The sequence below is a fragment of the Adlercreutzia caecimuris B7 genome (genome assembly GCF_000403355.2).
Taxonomy (GTDB): Bacteria; Actinomycetota; Coriobacteriia; order Coriobacteriales; family Eggerthellaceae; genus Adlercreutzia; species Adlercreutzia caecimuris.
The window spans coordinates 912894-936485 of record NZ_KE159646.1; the positions used below are offsets into that span (position 1 = coordinate 912894).

Sequence of the window (23592 nt, forward strand, 5' to 3'; positions counted from 1 at the left end):
CTAGGCCTGGGCGGCTTCCTCCTCCTCTTCCTCCCGGCGGCGGGCCAGAAGGGCCAAAAGCAGGGCCGCGGCGCCCACGAGGGCCAGGCCGAACATCCACAGCATCAGCTCGTCGCCGGTCTGCGGGAGCTTCACGTAGAAGACCTTGGTGCCCCACGGCGTCTCGAACACCAGCGTCTTCCAGCTGTCGCTGGGCGGCCCGAACGGGTTGTTCGGATCGACGCCGGTCATGCCCAGATCCACCGAGCGGCCCACCTCGGGCGTCCAGTCGTAGGCCGCCAGCAGGTTGAACTTGTGGCCGTAGGCGTTGGGCGTGGTGCGCACGGCGGTGAAGTTGCCGAGCACCGCCATGGCCGGGGTGATGCCCACGGTGCCCGTGCCGAGCACCTGGCCGGCCGCCTCGCCCCAGTCGGAGTCGTTGTTGTCGTCGCGGCCCGCGTTGATGGGCACGAACTCGCCGGCCTGGGGCATGGTGGAGCGCACCCGGTAGATATAGGGCTGCAGCGACTCGTCCACCATGGGCAGGCCCTCGAAGCGGTAGGCGCCGTTCACGTCAGTCTCCTGCGAGGCGACCTCGGTCCACGTGCCCTCGGACTTCACCTTCTGGCCGGAGATGGCCGCCAGGGCCGTGGGCGTGTAGGAGGCGCCGTTGAAGCCGATGGCCGCGCTGGCGAGCACCTGGCGCTCCAGGTACACCGTCATGCCCGCAATGGGCTGGGCCGTCTCGTCCTTCAGGCCATCGGCCTCCGGATCGTTGAAGGCCACGCCGGCGATGGTGGCGGTGCGGTAGGGCACCAGGCCCGTGTCGTTGTAGTCGGAGTCGACGCCCATGGAGATGACCCACGTGGTGCCGTTCGGGCCGGCCAGGTACGCCGCGCCGTTGCCCACCAGATCGGAGCGATCGGAGGGATGGGCCAGCACGATGAGGCCGCCGTGGGGATCGGCCGGATCGAGGAGCTTGGTATCCTCGTTCAGGTCGGAGTCCACATCGTGGGCGCCCTTGTTCATATGGGTCACGCCGTAGCCGGCCGGCAGGTCGTCCACGGTCACCTCGAAGCCGTAGAGCACCGTGGTCTCCTTGCCGTTGACCACGCGCTTGCCGGCCACATCCAGATCGTCGAAGATCCACGAGCCGTCGGCGGCGGACCTCACCGTCTTGGTGAACGTCTCGTCCAGCTTCCAGCCGTCGGCAGAGTACCAGTAGCGCTTCAGGCTCACGGGCACGTTCGCGATCCGCCCGGTCTCGCCGGCATCCTGGACGCCGTCGTAGTTGTCGTCCTGCCACACGATGCCGGCGATGTGCGCCTGGGCGATGCGGAACAGGCCGTAGTTGTGGTGCAGCGAGCTGAACCAGTTGATGTCGGACCACATGTTGTCGCCCTCCAGCTCCGCTACGCGGTTCTGGTAGGCGTCGTAGAGCTCGGGGACGCCCGAACCGTCGTAGATCGGCGCGTTCGGGTTCTCCTCGGTGCCCGGATCGGTGGTCTCCTGGGTGACGGGCACGCCGTTGGCATCCTCGCCCACCACCTTGTTGTACAGCTTCTCGCCGGCGGCGTTGGTCACCTGCTTGCCGAAGATGGCGTCGTGGTAGGTCTCGCTCATGGACTCCAGGTCCTCGGCCGTGGCCGTCTCCAGCCAGGCGAGGATCTCGGACACCGTGGATTCGCTCCAGTCGGAGGGAGAGGCCACGGCGAAGGTCACCGGCATGCCGTTCTTGAAGATCTGGGTGGTCTCCTCGTCGGTGGCCTCCTGGCGCTTGCACTCGCCCACGTGGGTGCACGCGGGCTCCACGCAGTAGCCGTTCTCCTTCTTGTGCAGGCACATCGCGCAGGTATCGCAGATGCCGTCGCCGTCGTCGTCTACGCCGTGGGCCATGCATCCGCCGCACTCGTCGCAGAACCCGTCGGCACCGGCGTTGCCCAGCTTGTCGACGTCGTCGATGTGCTCGCAGTCGGGATCCACGGCCTTCGCGCAGCAGTCGGACGTATGGTCGCAGTCGGGATCGGTGCAGAAGCCGTCCGTCTTCACGTGCATGCACTCCTCGCACGCATCGCAGAAGCCGTCGCCATCGCCGTCCTCGTGGGTACAGGCCTCCGGATCGCGGTTGACCTGCGAATCGAAGGTGGCGTAGGCGCCCACGGTCTTCGAAGAGTCGGACTCGGTCTCATCGGCGAGCGTGGTCAGCACCAAGAGGTCGCCGGCCTTGCGCCCGGCCTCCTCCAGGTAGGACGGCAGGGTGTAGTCGCCCTTATGGCCGGCCGCGTCGGCGATGTTGGGACGCAGGGCGTCGGTCTCATCGTCGAAGTCGGAGTTGACGGTGTCGTCGATGGTATCCTCCACATGCTGGAGCGTCGGCGCGTAGGCCTCGGGCTCCGGATAGCTCACCACCTCGGCACGGTAGGCGAACAGCACCTTGAAGGCCGCCGAATCGGACGTGGCCTGATGCACGCCGGTACCGTAGGCCATGAACTCCCAGTGGCCGTCGGCATCGGTGGTGGCAAAGCCGGCGCCGGGGATGTACTCGTAGCCGTTCTGGTCGAAGTACTTCTCGTCCTCATCGGCCACAGCCAGAGCATCGGTGGGCGACAGGGGCAGGTAGGTGTGCTCGCCCAGCCCGTCCTTGGACAGGTCGTGCTTGCCCATCAGATCGTAGAGATCCTTCTGGGTGAAGGTGTAGTCGCGCCTCCACACGCCCTTCTCCTCTTCCGGCGTCTCGGCATCCAGCATGAGCGACAGGTCGCGCTGGACATCGCTGTAGGCCGTGAAGATCACGAGCTCGTCGGCGGCATCGTCGCCGGTGCCCGTCGACTCGGCGTAGCTGGTGACGAAGGTCTTGTGGTTCTGGTACAGCACATTCAGCTTGGTCAGGGCCAGGCGCACCGCCGTCGTCTGCTCGTCGCCCTCGGGCAGGGCCTTCACGTCGTCGAGCAGCTGGCGAATCCAGGCGATCATCTCGTCGGCAGCCGCCTTCACCTCGGCATCGGTCATGTCCGGAGCATTGTCGGGCACCTTGAACGGATCGGCCATGGCCACGATCTTGTCGTAGGTCTCCTTATCGAGGCCCGAGGTCTCGAAGCTGCCGTCGCCGGAGGTGTCGCCGGGCTTCGGCTCCCAGTAGCCCATGCCCGAATCGTCGTACCAGTAGCGCACCAGGCGGATGACCGCGCCCTCGATGCCCTCTTCGGCCTCGCCCATCTTGCCGTCGGAATCCACGTCGTTCCACACGTCGCCGTCGATGAGCACCGGCAGGCTCTTGGTCAGGCCGGCGTCGAAGGCGCGCTTGTAGTACATGCGGTTGGCCAGGTCGTAGTTGGTCTTCAGGTAGCGTACCGCGTAGGCGCTCGACAGGATGCCGCCGTCCAGATCGGCGTCGGCATCCACCTTCTCGGCCACCACGGCGTACACCTCGTTGGCCTTGTCGTCGTCGTTCACGTTGTCGGTCAGCGACGACTCGAAGGAGGTGAGGTCGGAGTTGTCGCCCGTCTCGGCGCCGGCCACGTGGAAGCGGCTGGCCACGTACTCGCCGGAGTCGTCCACCACCTTGATGGAGTAGCCGGTCAGATACGGGGTAGCCATGGTGAAGTCGGGCGCGGCCAGATCCAGGGCGGCCTTGCGCTCCTCCAGGGCCCGGGTCAGGGCCTCGTCGGCGGCGATGGCGTCCTTCTGGGCCTGGGACAGCGACATGATGTCCTCGGCGCTCAGGGACTGGATCATCTTCACCGACACGGTGCGGTTCCACAGCACCTTCAGATCGGAGGTGGACAGGGCCGTGCCCGCGGCGTTGGCCACGCCGTAGGGCTGGTAGACGTACTTGATGTTCTCGCCCGGGCGGGCCGGCGTGGTCTCGTTGCCTGCCGAGTCCTTGCCGTTCACCTTGTCGCCCACCAGCACGTAGCCGGGCAGGTTGTCGAACTCGTAGATGCCCTCGTCGTTGGTGAGGGTCCACAGCTGGTGGCCGTCGATGACGATGCCGCCGCACAGGTCGCACTTGCCGTCGGTGCGGCCGTTGTCCTCCTTCTTCACATCCACATGGGCCTCGGCGGCGGACAGCTCCTCCTTGCACACCTTGCACACCTTCTTGTGGGTGTTGTCGAAGTTGTCGGTGTACTCGACGTCGGCGTGCTTGCACACATCGGCGCCGCAGCCGTCGCACTTGCCGTCGGCGTTGGTGTCGATATGGGCCTCGGAGGCCACGGTCTCGGCGCCGCAGCCGTCGCAGGTGCGCTTGTGGGTGCCGTCGCCGTTGTCGGTGGCGGTGGTGGCCACGTGCAGGCAGTCGCCGCAGAGATCGCAGCGGCTGTCGCCGTCGGCGTCGGCGCATTCCTCGTTGGTCACCTCGTAGCCGCAGTCGGAGCACACGGCGTTGTGGGTGCCGTCGCCGTTGCCCGTCGCGACGAGCGCCGTGTGATCGGCGGTGCAGGAGCCGTCGCCGGGATTCACCACGGTGGTGGTGTCGGCCAGAGCCGTCGGCTGGGCCGTCGGGGCGGCGAAGGCACGCGCCTCGCCGTAGGCGGCACGGGCCACCTCAGAAGCGCCCTCGGCCTCCTCGCCGCCGTTGCCGGCGCCGTCGCCCTCGCCCGTACCGGGTTCGGTGCCGTCGCCCTCGCCCGTACCGGGTTCGGTGCCGTCGCCCGAGCCGTCGCCCGTGTCGGGCTCGGTGGCGTCGTCATCCTCGCTGTAGGTGCGGCCGCCGGCGAAGTTGGTGTTCTCCACCCAGTAGCCGGAGTCCTTCAGCTCGCGCACGCCGGCGGCGTACAAGGCGTCGTAGTCGTAGGTGCGGCCGGAGCGCACCAGGTACACCTTATCGCCGGCGCCCACCACGATGTTGCCGCCGCGGGCATCCACCAGGCGCAGCTCGCCCTGGGGATGATCGGCGCTGATCTTGTTGCGGTCGAGGTAGAAGACGTTGCCGTCCTCGTCCTCCAGAAGCTGGTGGCCGAAGTTGTCGTAGGTGGGCACGAAGTAGTACTGGGTCAGGATGACGCGCAGGTCCTCCACGCCCTCCTCGGTCTCGTCGCGGTCCTCGGTATCGAAGCGGTCGTCGGTGGTGCCGGAGTTGTTCACGCCGTCGTAGTCCTCGTCGTACCAAGCCTGGCCCACCAAGCTGGAGCGGTCGGGCGGCACGAAGCCGGCGTTCATGGCGTTCTGATCCTGGCCGATGGCGAAGTCGTAGGCAGCCTCGACATCCACCTCAACCTCGTCCACTGTGGCCTTGAAGCCGGGCACCTTCGCACCCTGGCGGCCGATGGTGGCCTCATCGGCCACGCCGGCCAGCACCACCCGGTAGGCGGCGTTGTTCTTGGAAACCTCGCCCTCCACGGCCGTGCACTCGTAATCGGTGATGCCGCAGCCGTCGCCGTGGTGCTCCTCGGTGCCGGTCTGGATGTTCTCCTCATCGAGGAAGACCGGGTAGAAGTTGGTCTCGTAGCGGTTCCAGACCTCCTCCATCTTGTCGTCGGGGTTGCTGGCGGCCTTGTCCTCGTCGGTCACCATGGGCTGCACGCGGGAGTTCACGGCGTCGTGGGCCGTGGACTGGGCCTCGAAGCTGGTCACCAGCAGCGAGCTCATGCCCTCGTCGGTCTTCTCGCCGTTCACCTCAACGGTGTAGGACACCAGCTGGTAGTCGTACTTCTTCGTCGCGGCGTTCCACATACGGTAGGCCGTGGGCAGCTTGTCGAAGACGTAGTAGCCCGAGACCTCATGACCGCCCAGGTTGCCCTCGGCGACGAGGTCGTCGTTGTCGCCGGTCAGCACGGCCACCTTTCCCGCACCCAGGTAGGTGGAGTTCGGGATGGTGTGGGTGAGGCTGGCGGTCTCGCCGGGTTTGAGCGTAGAGGCCTGGGCATCGGCGATGCCGTCGGCCTTGCCCGCGGCCATGACGTTCTGGTCGTTGCCGAAGGACTTGTTCTGGATCCAGGTCTTCGTGGCGGCGTTGTACAGCCACTGCTTCAGCACGACCTGCTTGCCGTTGTAACCGCGCTCGATGAAGTCCTCGGTGACCTTCTTGCCGTCCTTGGTGAGCGTGGTGCGCACCTCGGTGTTGTAGTTGTACAGGCCGTCGTAGTCGGCGTCCTCCCACACGAAGCCGTCGATGGCGTAGGTGGGCGGCGTGATGATGCCGCCGTCGTTGTGGTCGCGGCTGGCGCCCATCATGAGGTCGTAGGCCACCAGGCCCGCGCCGTTGGTCATCACCGGCACGGTCTTGGGCTCGCCGGTGGCCTCGTCCACCACGATGTTGCCGTCCTCGTCGCGCTCGTAGTTCGGCGTCTGGTCGGCGTTGTGGGAGACTGGCGCGTACACGATGTTGGAGGGATGCGAGGTCAGCCCGTCGGGGGTGTTGCCGTTCACGTCCACCGTCTCCAGCAGCACGATCATCTCGCTGGCCGCGTTGTCGGTCAGGTAGTTGTCGGCGGCCAGGTCGGAGTCGTGCTCGTAGTCGACCGGGTTCTCCACGGTGCCCTTCACGTGCAGCTTGGCCTTGAAGTCGGCTTCCTCGGTCACGGACGGCTCGGTCACGCGCACCTTGTAGCCGTAGACCACCCACACGTTCTTGCCGTTCACGGTGCGCAGGGCCGAGGTCTCGAGGTTATCGAAGCGGTAGGTGCCCGCACGGTACAGGTTGTCGGAGCCGGCCTCGTTCTCCACCGTCTCGCCGAGCTCGCACTCGAGCACGGACTTGTCGGTGCCGCGCTCCATGAGGGTGCGGCCCGTGGTGGTCACGGCCGCATCGGCGGTGCCGCCCTCAGCCCACTTCTCGGTGTCGCGTACCCACTGGGTGCCGTCGAAGTAGTAGCGGTCCAGCGCCACCTCGTAGCCGTCCACCGGCGCCTCGTCGCGCTGCTGGATGCCGTCGTTGTTCACGTCGTTCCACAGAAGGCCGCTGATTGACTGGCGCGTGGGATGCACCGCACCCACATGTCCGCCGGCCAGCGGGATATTGTAGGGAGCGAACTCCTTGATGATGTTGCCGTTCTCGGCGGTCCACTGGTTCACGAGCTTCTCGCCCGTATCCACCGTCAGCCAGTCGTAGGCCGCCTCGCCGGCCTGGCCGGCCAGCAGCTGGGCCATGGGCACCGTGGCGTAGTCGGAGCTGTAGGCGAGCTTGGTCTTGCCCTCGCCCTCGTTCACGCCCTCGCTGGCCACCACGATGCGGCCGCCGTTGGCGTTGCCCACGTTGCCCGTAGCCGTGCGGGTGCCCTCCACGATGGAGCCGTCGGTGGCCACCACGCTCGTGCGGTCGGTCACGATACGGCCCGCGCCGCCGGCGAGCTGCGCGGCGCCGTTGCGGTCGAGGTTCTCGGCATCGGAGTCCACCGTGATGTCGGTGCCCACATGGTAGCGGGTAAGCATCCAGCTGTCGCCGTTGCCGTCGGAATCGGTGGCGCCGCCGCCCAGACCGTCGATCTCGACCTGATAGCTGGCCAGCGCGTAGGAGTCGCTGAACAGCTTCTGGCCGGCCACGGCGGCAATGGACACGTCGGTCGCCTGGATCGCGCCGGCATCCACCACGGCACTCGGCAGGTTGTCGAAGCCGTAGGTGCCCTTGTTCAGGTTCGTCACCACCGCGCCGAGCTCGTCATAGCCCACCGAGCCGGTGATGGCGGTGCGCATCTGCTTGCCATTGGGGGTGATCGTCTGCTTCCAGCTCTTGGCGCCGGTCTCCTCGTCGGTCTCCTCCGTCCAGCGAATGTCGCCGTCGAAGGTGGAGACGCGGTTCCACTGCTTGTTGTCGCGATCGTAGGCCCACTGGGTCAGGCCCACGGTACGGCCGGGCAGACCCTCCTCGAAGGCGCTCTGGAAGATGCCGTCGTAGGAGCGCAGGTGCTCGGCGCGGTCGCGGATCGGGTCGGATTGGGGCTGATAAGAATCGTCCCACATCAAGCCCGTGATGGAGGTGCGGGGCACGAATACGAGGCCCGCGTCGCCGCCGCGCTGCACCTGGACGTTGATGTCGATGTCGTAGGTCACGCCGTCATAGACCTTGAGCGTCTTCTCGTTGGTCGAGGAGGCGCGCTTCTCGCGGGCAATGATGACCATGCCGTCGGCACGGGTGGCCGGCACGCCGGTCGCGGCGCCGTCCACCGGATCCTTCGGATCGATGAAGCGGTTCACGAGCGGGAAGGAACCGGACTGGGAACCATCGCCGGTGCCGAAGTGGCTGCCGCGATAGATGTCGGACTCGGTGTCGTAACCGGCCTGGTCGTCGAGCGTTGCCACGTGCGGACGGGTCAGCGTCGCGTTATCGGGCAGGCCGACCACCTCCACGGTGTAGCCGCACAGGTACTCGGTGTCGGAGTTGGCGTCGGGCTGGAAGCTCGTGGGAACCTCCTCGCTCTTGTACTGGCCCTTCTCCAGACCACTTCCATCCTGGCCGTTGGAGGTGACGCACTCGGTAACCGGCGCCAGCGTCGTGGTGCCGTCGGCGGCGGTGACGAAGGTGCGCTTCCAGGTGCCATCGGCATCGAGGTAGTACTGGGTGATGCGGATGCGCACGCCGGCGATGCCCTCTTCGCCCTTCGAGACGACCTTGCCGTTCTCATCGGTCACATCGGTCTGGCGGATACCGTCGTAGTTGGCATCGTTCCAGATGTAGCCCATGACCGGCGCCGCGGGCGGCATGATGTAGCCGCCGTTGATGCGCGTCTCGTTCTTGCCGAAGGTCAGGTCGAAGGACACCTTGGTGCTCGCGGCATCGCTCGGGAGGTTCTTGCCCTCGGAGCCCACCTGGTACTGGGTACCGCTCGTGCGCTTGCCGGCCACGTCGTCGGTCGACGAGCCCGCGAGCACGAGGATGGAGTCAAGGGTATGCACATCGCCGTTGGAGGAGTAGGCGTCCTCGCGCTTCAGCGGGAAGGTGTTCAGGCCGTAGCGGTACTCGTTCGGGTCGCCCGCGTTCACGTTGGACAGGCCCTTGGAGTTCCACACGTCGGTAATCTTCTTCGCCTCGGCATCCGAGGTGCCCGTCGGCACGTGGGACGTATCGTAGGTGGTGTGCATCTCGTACTTGCCCGGCTTGAAGGCCAGGTTACCCTTGATGGCCACGGTGTAGCCGGCCAGGTACTCCTTGCCATTCACGAACACGCGCACGGGCAGCTCGTCGAACTCATAGTAGCCGTTCTCGTGCTTGTCGTTCTTGGCCTGGGTTTGGGTCTTGCGGAAGACGAAGTCGTCCTCGTTGTTGCGATCCGTGTCGTATTCCTTCGTCGGCCACCAGTTGGTGTTGTTCGCCGGGTTCAGGTTGTCCGGATCGAAGTACCACTGGCGCAGATACATGTTCGTACCCACGCGACCCTCTTCGGGACCGTCCAGCTCGAGCATCTCGGTGGGCGAGTCGGGATCGGGGTAGGTGCCCTTGGTCAGGGAGTACACGCCGTCCTTGTAGGCGTTGTCCTTCCAGACATAGCCTCCGATGGCGCGGTAGGCCGGGGCCACCTCGCCCACGTCGCCGGCCACCTCGGTCGCAAGCGGGTGGGTCCACTGGTAGGTAGTACCGGCGGCGGTGTCCATGGCGTTGGCCACCGGCACCTCGGAGAAGCTGGCGGCCAGGCCGGCGGAGTCGGCGGTGCGGACCTCGGCCAGGATGACCTGGCCGTCGTTGGCGCGCACGGAACCGTCCGCGTTGTAGCGGTTGATGATCGGGTAGCTGTGGTAGAGCGCCTTCACGGCCGCATCGGTGATGGCCAGCTCGTCGGCGTTGCCGGCAACACCCGCGTTGGCAGCCTTGAAGTCGTCGGTCTCGCCAGCCACGGCGTTGGAGTCAACGGTCAGGTCGTCGCCCTCGTTGTCGCTCGTGAGATGCCACGGGTCCTGGACGTCCTTCTCGTAGCCGTCGCGCAGGTAGTTCTTCGTGGCGGCCAGCTCCACACGGTAGGCGGCCAGGAAGTACTCGTCGGTACCGGTGGCGGTGTTGTACTTCACCACGGCGGTGGGCAGGTTGTCGAAGACGTACTCGCCGTCTTCGACGGGCACCTCGGTGCCGTCGGCGGCCAGCTTCACGGCCGCGCCGGCCGCGTAGGTCTTCACAGCCACCACGGCGGGCTTGTCGTGCTTGTCGGCACGGTTCTCGCTTCCGGTCACCACCGGCACGCGCACCGGGGGCAGCGGGTCGGCGCCCAAATCGGGCGTGGGAATGACCAGCTTGGTGGTCACCCAGTCGGAACCGAAGCCGATGTTCTGCACCCAAGCGCCCACACAACCTGCGGGAGCGGAGCTGCTCTCGGCGGCCACGGTCTTCGTGCCGTCGGCGGCCACCCACTCGACCACGCCGGCACCCTTGGAGGTGTCAATCTGGGCGAAGGCGGCGGAGCTGGCCGGGACGTAATACCACTGAGTGGCCAGCACCGTCTGACCGGCGATGCCCTTCTCGTCCTCGTCGCGCACGCCGTTGGGCGCGGTGTTGTCGTCGTTCTCGGTGTCGTCCCACACGATACCCGTGATCTGGGAGGTGGGCACGCGGAACAGGCCGGTGTTCACATGCTGGCGCTTCTCAACCTGGTAGGCCACGTCGTAGTCCACCCCGCTCACGACCGTGCGGTACGGCGTGTTGGCGAAGGCGGTGCCGTCGTCGCGGGTGGAGGCGTCGGCCGTCAGGATGAAGCCCCTGTCGGTCGCAAAGCCCTTGTCGTCCTGCTCGCCGGCAGCGGTGAACTGCGGGTAGCTGGTGACGATGGGCGTGTCGTAGCCGTCCACCATCGCCGAGCGCTTCACGTCGCGCTTGGCATCGGAGTCGGCATCGGTGGCCCACACCGGCGAGGAGGCAGCGTCGCCGTTGTGGTACACGGTGAGCACGCAGCCCGCCGGCAGGCTCGGCTCGGTCACGCGATAGGACGCGATGGCCAGCATGTCGTCGGTGGCGGCGGGGTCGCCGGCCGAAAGCGGGTTGCCCTCGGCGTCGAACTGCACGAAGGGCAGCAGACCGGCGGTGTTGGCCTCGTTGAAGGCAAAGGCGCCGTCGGCATCGGTCTTCATCGTGTAGAAGCCGGTGCGGCCGGCCACAGCCCCGCTCTCCTCGTCGACAACCGCGTCGCCGAAGGCCGGGTTCTTGATCCAGGCACCGCCGTCCACGATCTCGATCTCGTAGTCCTTCTCGCCCGTGAACACCTTCTGGGCACGCAGGACCTGGCCCTTGTTGTTCTTCTTCGCGTTCGCGGTGAAGGTCACCTTCTCGTAGGTGCGCGTATCGTCGCCCTCGCCCTCGGTAACCGTCTCCACGGTGCTCGTGCCGTCGAGGTAGAACCACTGGGTCAGCTCCACGTCCTGGCCCTCGATGGCGTAGTCGCCGTCGGTGGCCGCAGCGGCCGCCTCGTTCACGCCGTCGAAGTCGGCGTCGAACCACACGGTGCCGGACACCTCGGTCACGCCGAAGTAGCCGAAGCCGCCGGAGAGGCGCTCCTCGTCGCGGCCGGTGGCCATGTCGAAGGACACGGTCACGCCGTCGCGCACCTGATCGACCTTATAGTTGTCGTCCTGGGTGTAGCTCGTGGTGTTGCCCGCCAGCACGATCATGCCGTCGAGCGTGGAGTTGGACACGTTCGTGGCCGTCGTCTCGTCGTTCTCGAACATGGTCGGCGCCTGGCCGGTCAGGCCCTGCCAGCCGAGCGGGTAGTTCTCGTTGGCGTAGGTATCCACCGCGGTGTGGGTGGCCGCGTCGTCGGTGTAGGTCACCGCGTCGGTGGCCAGCAGCTGGTCGCCCACGATGTGGGACACCGACTCATGGGGCATCTTCTCGCGGTCGCTCTCGCTCGTCGCGGGCGTGATCTGGCCGGTGACGGAGAGCTCCTCCACCTTGGTCACAGGCACGTTCAGCTCGTCGGCCGCGGCGCCGCCGGCAACCTCCACGGTGTAGCCGGCCAGGTACTCCACGCCATCCACCGCCACGTACACCGGCAGGTTGTCGAAGCAGTACCAGCCGTCGTAGTGGCCGTCGTCGGTGCCGGGGGCATCAGCGGCCTCGGTGAGGGTGGAGCACTCCACCTCGCCGGTCGCGGCGTCGCGGGCCACGGCCAGCACACGGGCCACGAGCGCCGCCACGGTGCCGTCGCCGGTGCCAGAGCCGGTGTTGTCGCCGTCGCCGTCACCGGCGCCGTCGCCGCCGGCCGGCAGGTCCACGTTGGTGAAGTTCTTCACCTGGACCCACTCGCCGCCGTTGCCGGTGGGCTTGCCGTCGGCGGTCTCGGGCACGAAGTACCACTGCTTCAGCACGACCTTCTTGCCCACGATGCCGCGCTCGGTGTAGTCGGCGCCGCCCACGGTGAAGGAGGCGTCGTTGCCGTCGAAGTTGTACACGCCGTCGTAGTTGGCGTCGTGCCACAGGTAACCGGAGATGTGGTGCTTCGGGATGTCCATGACGCCCGCGTCGTTGAAGGCGCGGTCGGCGCCCTTGGCCAAATCGTAGCGCAGGGTGGCCGGCGCGTCGGTGGCAACCGGGGTCGGGATGCGGTCGTAGCGGTCGCGGGTGTTCTGGTTGGGGTTCTGCGAGTTCGCCGCGGACACCACGTTGGAGGGCTGCGAGGCCACCGACACCTCGACGTTGCGCGTGGCGTTGTCGGCGTTCTCGTCGCCGCTCACGTAGTCGTCGGCATCCTCCACATTCAGGAGCACCGCGTACTCGTCGTCCTCCATGAGGTAGCCGTCGGCGTAGTTCAGGTCGGAGTCGATGGTGTAGTCGTCGCCCTCGTGCCAGTTGGCGGCCAGCATGTGGCGGGCGCGGAACTCGTCGTCGGTCAAGCGCACCTTGTAGCCGTAGATGACGATCTCGTCGGTGCCATCGCCGTCCACGTCGCGGCGGTCGGAGCTCTTCAGGTTGTCGAAGACGTAGGTGCCGTCCACGCCGTTCACCGCGGCCGTCTGCACGTTAGCATAGGGCATCGCGTCGTAGGTCCAGGTGCCGTCGGCGCCCTTGGCCCAGTTCTTGGCCACAGCCGGGGTCATGGGCGAGGTGGTCGCCTGCACCTTGTCGGTGTAGTCGGCGGGGCGCTTCTCGGCCCACTGGGTATCCCATGTCCAAGCGGCGCCGGCCTCGTCGGCCACCATATAGTAGCGCTCCAGCGACACGCGCACGTCGTTCACGCCGGGCTCGGCCTGGACGGCGCCGGTGACGGCATCGGTGTAGTCGCCCTGCAGGCCGTCGTTGTTCTCGTCCTTCCACACCCGGCCCGTGATGGTCTGGTACGGCGGGCGCACCTCGCCCACGTCACCGCCGTGGTGCATGGCGGTGCCGTCGGGAAGCTCCAGCATCCAGTCGTACTCGACCTTGTTGCCCCACATGTTGTTGTCCTGGTCGACGTCCTCGGTGGTGTTGTCGTTACCGGGGTTGTCATCGGTCACCAGGGTGGCCAGAATCACCTGGCCCTTGTTCTGGCGCTCCAGGGGCTCGTTCTTCGTCGTGTCCATCTCGTCGTTCTGCTGGGACACGATGTAGCCGCCGGCGATGCCGATGGAGCCCTGCTCCTTCTCGTAGGCGCCGTCCTTGTAGCCGTCGCGGCCGTCCAGATCGCGCACGTCGGAGTCGAGCTTCGAGGAGGCCAGATCGGCGTTGCCGATCTCCTGGGTGGCGCGGTGGCGGGTGAGCAGCCAGGTGTCGGCAGCCGAGCCGTCCACGGTATCCAGGGCCTCGGTGTTCTCCATAGCCGGAATCTCCACGCGGTAGGCGGCCAGGTAGAACTCATCGGAGCGCACGTTCTGCACCACGGCCACGGTGGGCAGCTTATCGAACAGGTACACGCCCTGCTCGATCACTTCGCCCGAAGCGGTCTTGGTGCCGTCGCTCGTATCCACGGCAACGACGCCGTTGCCGAGGTAGCGGGAATCGGTCATATAAGGTTTATGTACCTTGTTGCCGTCCTCGTCGGTGGTGGTCAGCGCCGTGTAGCGCTCCTCGCCGAACAGGGTGTTGCGGATCCATACGCCCTGGGTGATGGCCGTGACCGGGTTGCCGTCGGCGTCGACGATCTCTTCCTTATCGAGCTTGCCGTTGCCGTTGGCATCGGTGCCGATGCCCTCGGTCAGACCGAAGGAGGCCGCCACAAGATCGGTGTGATCCCGGGCGAAGCTGGCCCACTTGTTGGTCGGCACGTACATCCACTGGGTCAGGCGCAGCTCCTCGTTCGGGATGCCGGGCTCGGCCGCGGTATCCACCACGGTGGTCTCCTTGCCGTCCACCACCTCGGTCTTGGTGGCCTGCAGGCCGTCGTAGTTGCGGTCGTCCCACACACGGCCGGAGATGTTGGCCTTCAGCAGCTCCACGAGGCCCGCGTCGCCACCGCGCTTGGGCTCGTCGGCGCAGCGGGGCACGTCGTAGAACTTGCCGTTGTAGAACACCACGGCGCCGTTGTCCTTACCGGCCACGTCACCGGTCTGGTACTGGCCGCCGGCCGCGGTACCGCGCTTGTCGGTCAACTCGGCCGCCACGATGACATAGCCGTCGGTGCGCACCTCGGAGGTGGTGCCGTCGGCGTTGTTCACCGTCACCTTCTTCAGCTTGTCGTTGGCCTCGCCGCGCACTTCCTCGAACAGCTCCACGACGTTGCCGTCGGTGCGCAGGGCATCCGAGTCGTTGTCGATGCCCATATCGTGGGCCACGTTCTCGGCCACGTTGTTCAGGGCCTCCTGCGGGAAGGTGAGCGCGTAGTCGGGCTCCACCTCGTCCAGGGAGACGCGGTAGGCGGTCATGTAGATATGGTCGCGCGTGACCTGGGCCGCGGCCAGGGCCAGCGGGTCGGCGTCGGTATCCACCGCGTCCATGGTCACGCCCTCGCCCGTCTCGGGCTCGGGGACCTCGGGGGTATCGGGGTCGGTCGGCTGCTCGGTCTCGCCCTCGCCGTCGCCGCCCTCGACGCCCTCGCCATCGGTCTCGCCTTCGCCCTCGCCGGTCTCGTCGGCCGTCGCGGCGCCGCCCACGGTCACCTCGCCCACCGGCAGGTTCACGTGCTTGCGGTTCGGGAAGTAGGGCTGCACGTCGGAGAGCACCAACGCATCGCCCTCGCCGGCCAGCTCGTCCACGTAGACGTAGCTCACCAGCTCGTCGAAGAGGTAGGTGCCATCGGCGCCGGACACCGCGCCCTCGAAGTAACCGGCTGCATCCACGGCGATGCGCGGATCCAGCGTGACGGTCTGGGAGGTGGTGTTGCCCTCGCTATCGGTCTCGTCCACCTTCGGCAGATCGCCCACATGGGTGCGGTAGCTGAAGTTCTTCGACTTGAACCAGGTGCCGTCATCGGTGGCCGACTCGTCGAAGTCGTAGCCGGCGGCCTTCAGGGCCTGGGCCGTATCGCGGCCGTCGGCCAGCGTATCGCCGGCGGGCACGAAGAACCACTGGGCCAGCTGCAGGGTCTCCCCTGCCACGGGCTTGTCCTGGGTCAGGCGGTCGTAGATGTCCTTCTCGCTGTAGAAGCCGTCCACGTTCTTGTCCTGGAACACGGTGCCGGTGATCTTGCCGGTCTCGTAGGCGCCGAAGCCGCCGTCGAGGTTCAGCTCGTCACGGCCGATGTTCCAGTCGAAGGCCACGGCCTTGCCCGGCTCGGCGGCGTTGTCGGAGGTGGTGGCGGTCACCGTGGAGGCAGCGGGGCTGTTGGCCTCGGCCACGCCGGCCAGTACGATCTTGCCCTCCATGGTGTGCTTGGTGAAGGGCAGCGTGCCGCCCTCGGCAGCCTCGCCGTAGGCGGACTGCTCGGTCTGCTCGCCCCACACGAGGCGGTAGTTGCCGTTGGCGTCGCCGTTCTTATCCACGGTGGCCGAGACCGTCTGGGACAGCGCCTGGCTGTTCAGAACGTCGTCGTCGCGGGTGTCCGCGTCGGTGCGCTGCTGGACGAGCGTGGCCGGCAGACCGGTCACAGCCTGGGCCCGCTGATCGGGCTGCTTCACCGAGGCGCCGTTCACATTGCCCAGCACCTCCACGGTGTAGCCGGCCAAGTACTCGGTGCCCAGCTCGTTGCCCTTATGGGCGCGCACGTAGCGGGTCGGCAGCTTGTCGAACAGGTACTGGCCCACCTTGGCGGCGTCCACCGTCTCGGTGGTGGTGCCGTCGCCGTTGTCGGTCACGGTCTTGCCGTCGGAGGTGAGCACCCAGATGCCGCCCTCGGTGACATCCCAGGTGGAGCCGGGGATGGTTGCCAGGGTGTCGGTGGCCACGCCCTCGTTGGCCGCGGCGTCGGAGCCGTGCTCGGCCTGGGTGTACAGGTCGTTGCCGAACTTCTTGTTCTGCTTCCACTCGTAGTGGTCGGCATCGGCGGCGTCCACCTCGGCACCGGCGGCGTCCACCGGGGCCCAGTACCACTGCTTCAGGATGACGCGCTTGCCGGCCAGACCCGGCTCGCCCTCGTCGCGCAGGCCGTTGTAGTCGGTGGTTGCGGCCGGCGCCGTGAAGGCGTCGTCGGAGTCGCGCCACAGAAGACCGGCGATCTTCTGGGTGATGGGCACGCGCAGGCCGCCGTCGTTGTGGACGCGGGTGATGCCCCAGGCCAGGTCGTACATGCGGCCGGCGCTCGTCACGTCGGAGGCGGCAGCGGCCTCGTCCTCGCCGTTGTTCGGGTTCTTGGAGTTGGGGGCCACGCGCCCGTTGGAGATCGGCGAGTTGGCGTTGTTCTCGGCGCCGTTGGACACCTGAAGCAGCACGTCGTACTCGTCGTCGCCCATGAGGTAGCCCGTCTTCACGTTCAGATCGGAGTCGTGGTCGTAGTCGGTGCCGTTAAAGCCGGACACCTGCAACTTCGCGGTGCCGAAGTAGCGGTCCCACCAACGCTGGTCGGTGATGCGCACCCGGTAGGCGTAGATGACCAGGTGGCTCACGCCGTGCTCGTCGGTGTAGCGGCCGTGGGTCTTCAGCTTCGGGAAGTGGTACACGCCGTTCTCGTCGGTCGCCACGGTGCGGCCCACGCCGTCGGTATGGTCGCCGGTGCCGCCCAGGCCCACGGTCGGGTCGGCGTCGTAGGCCTTCCACTGGTCCTCGGAGGCCCAGGTGGTCTTGCCGGGAATGGCGTTCAGGTAGTCGTCGCGCACCCAGCCACCGGCCACGGCGTCGGGATCCTTCTGCTCCTCGTCCACGATATGGTAGTAGCGCTCGAGGGTCACCTGGATGCCGGCGGCCGGGGTGTCGGCGCCCGCACCGGGCTTAGCGTCGGTGGTCTCGGACAGGAGACCGTCGTTGTCGTCGTCGTACCAGATGCGGCCCTGGAGCTCCTCGACCGGGGCCTTCACCTCGCCCACGTCGCCGCCGGCCACGCGGGTCGTGCCGGTGGCCTCGTCCACGCTGGCGGCCGGGGTGTCGCTCGGGCGAGCGGTGCGCGCCCAGTCGTAGGCCACGGCCTCGGTGGTGTCCATGGCCTCGCCCGCGGGCACGGTGACCACGGACTTGGCGGCCGAGGTGGCACCGCCGGTAATGAGGCTCGCGCCGCCGGCGCGGGTGCCGGCCAGAATGACCTGGCCGTCGTTGGCGCGCTGGGTCCACGTAAGGCCCGCGCCGTCGTCGTAGGTGTTGGCGCCGTCGTTGGCGTAGCTGCCGAGGATCTTCGTGCCGCCGGCGATGCCGGTATCCAGGGTATCCAGCGCGTCGGAGTCGGCCAGGCGGTCGGTGCCCTGGTAATAGCGGGTCAGCAGCCACTGGTTGTCGGTCTTATCGTCGTTCTCGGTGTGCTCCACATCGGCCAGCTCCACGCGGTAGGCCGCGAGGAAGTACTCGTCGTCGTCGGTCACGTAGGCCGTGGGGAGGTTGGCGAAGTGGTACAGGCCCAGCTGCTCGGCATCTTCCACTGCCTCGCCGTTCTCGTCGGTCGCCGTGCGCACGGCGCCGGTGAAGGTGGCCAGCACGCCCTCGGCCTGCGTCACCGCCTCGCCGTGGGCCACTTCGCCCGCCGTGTACAGGCGGCCCTTGGCGTCCACGGGGCTGCCGGCCTTGTCGAAGTACACGTAGCTCAGAGGCTCGTTGGTGTTGCCGTTGAACAGGATGGGGGTGAGCTGCTGGACCGTGCCGTCGGCGTTCTTCTCCCCCATCTTGGCGATGGCGTCGGCGCCGGCGTACTGGTAGGCACCGTCGCGGTTGGAGGTGTAGCGGTCCAGGCCGAACTGCTTGTTCTGGAACCAGTGGCTGCCGCCGTCCTCGTCGTTCACGCGGGCGGGGTCGTAGTACCACTGGGTCACGAGCACGGCCTCGTCGGCCAAGCCCAGCTCGCCCTCGTCCTGGATGCCGTTGTAGGTCTCGGGAGCGCCCGCGCCGTAGGCGGTGGCGTCGTCCCAAATGCGGCCGGTGATGTCGGCCCGGGGCACGGCGAACAGGCCGGCGTCGCCGCCGCGCTGGGTGCCCATGGGATCGGGCACATCGTAGGCGACCGAGCCGGTGGCGCCGGAGCCGTAGCTCTGCTCGTACTGGTGGCCGTCGTCGCCGGCGACACCGCGGTTGGCGTGATCGCTCACGAGCACGTAGCCGTCGGTGCGCCAAGCGGCCAGCACGCCGTCGAAGAACTCCTCGCGCAGCTCGATGCCGTCATCGCCGCGGATGGCATCGGAGTCGATATCCTCGCGGCCGTCGGTGCCCGTGCCGTTTCCGTCGGTGGCACCGGGATGATCGGCCGGCTTGGAGGTGGTGGTCAGATTGCCCGTGCCGTCCACGGTATCGGTCTCGATGTTCACGCCCACGTGCGCCTTGGTGAGGCTGAAGGAGGGCGCGATCTCGGAGAGCACCAAGCGGTAGCTCACCAGGTAGAGCTTGTCGGTCTTCACGGCGTGCGCGTTCTCCAGGGGACGATTCTCCTGGGCCAGCTCGCCGGGCTGGTGGATGGCGTCGTCCTGGGCGTACACGAAGCTCGGCAGGCCCGTGAAGGCGTAGTCGCCCAAGGTGGCGGCGTCGGCGGAGGTCACCGCGGTGACCGAGCCGGTGCCGTTGAAGCTGTCCACGCGCACCCAGGCGCCCGTGCACGCATCGGCGTTCGCGCCGTCGCCCTTCACGGGGCGCACGGTGGCGCCCTCGGGCACCACTTCGCCGGCTGCCGGCACGAAGCGGGCGCCATCGCCCTCCCCTTCCAGGGTGCCGCGCACGTAGTACCACTGGGTCAGCGTCAGGCTCTTGTCGGCCAGACCCTGCTCGTCGCCTTCCATGATGCCGTTGAAGTCCTCGTCCTGCCACACCGTGCCGGTAACGGCGGTGGTGCCGAACAGGCCGAAGCCGGCGTTCAGGGCCGTCTCATCGCGGCCCACGGAGAAGTCGAAGCTCACCGTGGCGTCCTGGGCGCCCTCGGCGGCAGTGGCCTTGCCCGTGGCGGTCACCACGTACTGGCCCTGGGTGGCGCCGGAGGGCTGCACCGGGGCGCCCTCGCCCTCGGCGTTGGCCGTGGTGGGGGCGGCCAGCACGATGCGGCCGTTCAGGGTGGCCTTGGTGAAGGTGGTCACCGCGCCGTCGGCATCCGTCACATCGGCCGCGCCCTGGGCGGTGTAGTCGTTCCAGCGCAGCGGGTAGTTGCCCTCGCCGTAGATGGACGCCAGCTCGGCGTCGGCCTTGGCCGTCTCGGCGGAGATGGCCTGGGAGTTCACCGGATCGGTGGCGCCGTCCAGGGTGAAGCTCTCCTGGCCGGTCGCGCCCACCTGCAGGCGGGTGGCCGGCATGCCGTTCATGGACTCGGCGTTATCGGTGCTGCCGAGCACCTCCACGGTGTAGCCGGCCAGGTACTCGCGGGCCGGCATCTTCACGCCGTCAACCTCGGCGCGCTCGGCCACGTAGCGGGCCGGCAGGCGGTCGAACAGGTAGTCGCCGGCGCGGGTGAGCTGCACGGTCGGGTCGGCCTTATCGAAGGTATCGTCGGCGGTCAAGGTCCAGATGCCCTTCAGCAGCGGATCGAAGGTGGTATTCGGCATGGTGAACAGCTGATCGGCCGGAGCCGTGACGGGGACCACGGCGCCGTTGGCGGCGCGGGTGTAGTAGTCGTTGCCGAAGTTCTCGTTCAGCTTCCACTCGTAGCGCTCGGCCGCCGCGGCGTCCACCACGTTGCCGTCGGCGTCCACCGGCGCCCAGAACCACTGGCGCAGGATGACGCGCTTGCCGGCAAAGCCGGGCTCGGCCACCGTGGCGTCGGTGGTGGTGCCGTCCTCGTTCTCCACCGTCTCGATGCGGTTCACGGTGCCGTCGTAGTCGGTGTCGTTGAACACCGCGCCGGCGATCTTGTTGGAGGTCGGGGTGCGCAGGCCCGCATCGCGGGAGGTGCGGTCGGCACCCAGGCCCAAATCGTAGGTATAGAAGTTGTTCTCGGACACGGTGTAGCCGGACGTATCGGCCACGGTGCCCGCCACCGGCTCGCCGGTGCGCTCGGCCACGGCCACGGGCAGCTTCAGGGCAGCCGTGGTGTCGCCGGCGGCCACGAGCTTGTCGTAGAGCGCGGCGGCGTTGCGGTCGGCGGAGTTCTGGCTGGCAGCCAGGGACGCGGGCGCCTTCACGTGGTTCACGCGCGGCGACTCGTCGGTCACCACGTTCAGCAGCACGTCGTACTCGCCCGGCGCGCACAGGTAGCCGTCGGCGTAGACGAGGTCGGAATCAAGCGCGTAGTCGTCGCCCTGGCGGTACTTGGCCGCGCCGATGGTGCGCTCCCAGAAGGGAACGTCGATGAGGCGGGCCCGGTAACCGTAGATGGTCACCGAGGCGGGCTCGACGACGGTCGCGCCGTCCTCCCCTTCCACCGTGCGGGCCGGATGGAACAGGTGGCTCGGCAGCTCGCCGAAGCTGTAGCGGCCGTCCGTGCCAGTCTCGGTGGTGCGGCTCGCGTTCTGGGCCGCGTCGGGGGCCGCAAGGCCCTGGGTCGGGTCGGCGTCGTAGGCGGCCCAGTTGGCAGCCCAGGTCTCGTCGCGCGTCCAGGCGGCGTCCTCGGCCACGGCAAAGGAGCCGTCGGCCTGCTGGGTGGCGGTGATGGTGAAGCGCTCCAGGGCCAGCTTGCGGCCGGCCTCGGGGGCCTCGCCCGCATCCTGGATGCCGTCGTTGTCGGCGTCGTTCCACAGATAGCCGGCCACGGCCTGGCGCGGGGCCTCTACCTGGCCCACGTCGCCGGCCTCAACCGGACGCACGACCTCGGCGGTCTCGCCGGTGGCCTCGTCGGTCACGGTCATGGTCTCGGGGTCGGCGATCCAGTCGTAGATCTCCATGCCCTCGCCCATGCCCTCGCCGGCCGGCAGCTCCACGAAGGCGTTGGCGTCCTTATGGGTGTAGTTGCCGTGCTCGTCCTTCGCGGTGTCCTGGGCAGCCCAGGCCAGGATGATCTGGCCGTCGTGGCTGCGGGTGGTGCGGGTGGCGGCGGTGCCGTCCACGGCCGCGCCATCGGAGGCCACGCCGGTCGTGTCGGCAGCCACGCGGCCGCCGATGACCATGCCGCCGACGGTGCCACGATGGGCCTCGTCGAAGGCGGTGGCGGCCACATCCGAGTCGTCGGTGACCGACTTGCTGCCGTTGATGGTGGCGCAGTTGGCGTCATCCTCGGCCACGCCGTCGTGGTGGTAGCGGGTGAGCACCCACTGGTTCACCGTGCCGTCCACCCCGTTGGAGGGCTCGCGGTACAGATCGGCCAGCTCCACGCGGTAGGAGGCCAGGTAGTACTTGTCCTCGTCGCTCACGTACACCGTGGGCAGGTTCTCTACGAGCCACTGGCCGTCGGCATCGGTGGCCACGCGCAGGGCGCCGGGCACGCGGGTCGCGTCGGCGTCGGCGGCGGTATAGGGGGTGCCGTCGGCCTTCAGGGTGTTGCCCGAGGCATCGGCGTACACGGCCTCAAGCGGGGTGCGCTCGGCGGCGGCGTTGCCGTCGTAGATGATGGGGGCCACCGCCTCGCCATCGGCGCGGCTGTACTTGTTGGAGGTGTAGGTGTCCTCGCCGAAGGCGGTGTTCTGCACCCACTCGCCCTCGCCGGTCACCGTGTTGCCGGTCTCCACGGCGGGCTTCCAGTACCACTGGGTGAGGTAGACGATCTGGCCAGCAAGACCGCGCTCGCCCTCGTCCTGCACGCCGTTGTAGCCGCAGGACAGATCGTAGGTGCCGTCGGCGTTGTAGGCGCCGGTGTCGTCCCACACGCGGCCGGTCAGGCTCGTGCGCGGAATCTTCACGAGGCCGGCCTGGCCGCCGGACTGGGCGAACATCGGGCGCGGCACATCGTAGCGCACGCCGTTGTAGATCTGCTCGTACTGGTAGCTGGCCGCATCGCGGGCGGTGCCGGCGTCGTTGTAGCGGTTGCCGTCGGCGCTTCGGGCGGCCACGATCACATAGCCGTCGGTGCGCCAGAAGCTGGCGTTGTTCTTGTTCTCGTTCGCCTCGTCGCGCTTATCGTCGCCGTAGTTCTTATCGGTGTTCTGCTCGTACTCCTCGAAGGTGCCCTCGCCGTTCCAAGAATTGTCGAAGAACTCCTCGACCACCTGGATGACGCGGTCGCCCGAGGGGTTCGGACGGAAGGCGTCGTTATCGGCGGACTCGCCGGGCAGCGGATTGCCGTCGGCGCCCGGGGCGGTGATGGTGGACAGGCTGCCCAAGGTCTTGTCGCCGATGTTCACGCCCACATGAAGGCCCGTGAGCGCGTAGTCGGGGGCCACCTCGGCCAGGGTGATGCGATAGGAGGCCAGGTACAGCTTGTCCAGATCCACCTGGTTGGCCTCCAGGGTGTCGGTGGTGTCGTTGGGCTGAATGACCTCGATGTCGTTGGAGGCATCGGTGGCCGGGGTGTCCTCGTCGCCCTCGTCGGCGGCGGTGAAGGAGCCGCCCAGGTACACGAAGGAGGGCAGCTTCTCGAACTTGTACACGCCGGTGGCACCGTCGGTGACGGCCACGGGGCGCTCGAAGGTGGAGCGGGACACCGTCGGATCGATGGTGCTCACGGAGCCGTCGGCCTCGGCAGCGGCCTTGTCGGCGGCCTTCTCGGCCTTGGTCTTGGCATGCACCCAGGCGGCCTTCACGGTCTCGGCCGGCGTCTTGTCGGCGTTGCGGCTGATCACGTTGTCGATCTCGTCCACCGCGAAGTTCTCGGGATCGGCCGCAAGCGCCGCGATGAGCGCCGGGTCGTCCACGTAGAACCACTGGGTGACGGACAGCTGGCGTCCGGCGATGACCTCCTCGCCGGGGTTCAGGATGCCGTCGAAGTTGTGGTCGCGCCACACCTTGCCGGAGATGGTGGTGTGCCCGTACTCGCCGAAGCCGGCGTGCATGCGGGTCTCGTCGCGGCCCACGGACCAGTCGTAGAACACGGTCTGGTCGGCCGGCTCGCCGGCCTCGTCGCGGGCAGCCACGGCGGCGCCGGCGGCAGAGCCGGCGGCCTGGGCGGCGCGGGTCTCGTTCACGTAGTACTGGCGCTGGGTGCCGCGGGACGCGGCCTGGGCGGCGTCCTTGCGGGCGCCGGTGGCGGCGTTGCGCGTGGCTTCCTCGCCCTCGGCGGCCGGCTGGGCGGCGGCCCGGGCGGCCAGGATGATCTTGCCGTCCAGGGTGGCCTTCACCGGATTACCCTGGGCATCCACCGTCTGCACCGTCAGCTCGTTCATGCGCACCGGGTAGTTGCCGTCGGCGTAGTCGGCGAAGTTCTGCTCATGGGAGCCCTTGGCCGCAATGGCGCTCACGGCCTTGGAGTTCAGGGTATCGTCCGCGTCATC

1 protein-coding gene (cut by a window edge) is annotated in these 23592 nt (G+C 67.8%); it reads right to left on the reverse strand.

Going from position 1 to position 23592, the window contains the following annotated elements; all coding sequences use genetic code 11:
- A protein-coding gene (locus C811_RS07830; RefSeq protein ID WP_022926450.1) for a PASTA domain-containing protein crosses the window boundary here: on the reverse strand, positions 1-23592 show its end. The gene runs 51141 nt beyond the window's last position; 23592 of the gene's 74733 nt are visible here — the last part of the coding sequence; the start codon falls outside the window, past its right edge; its stop codon occupies positions 1-3.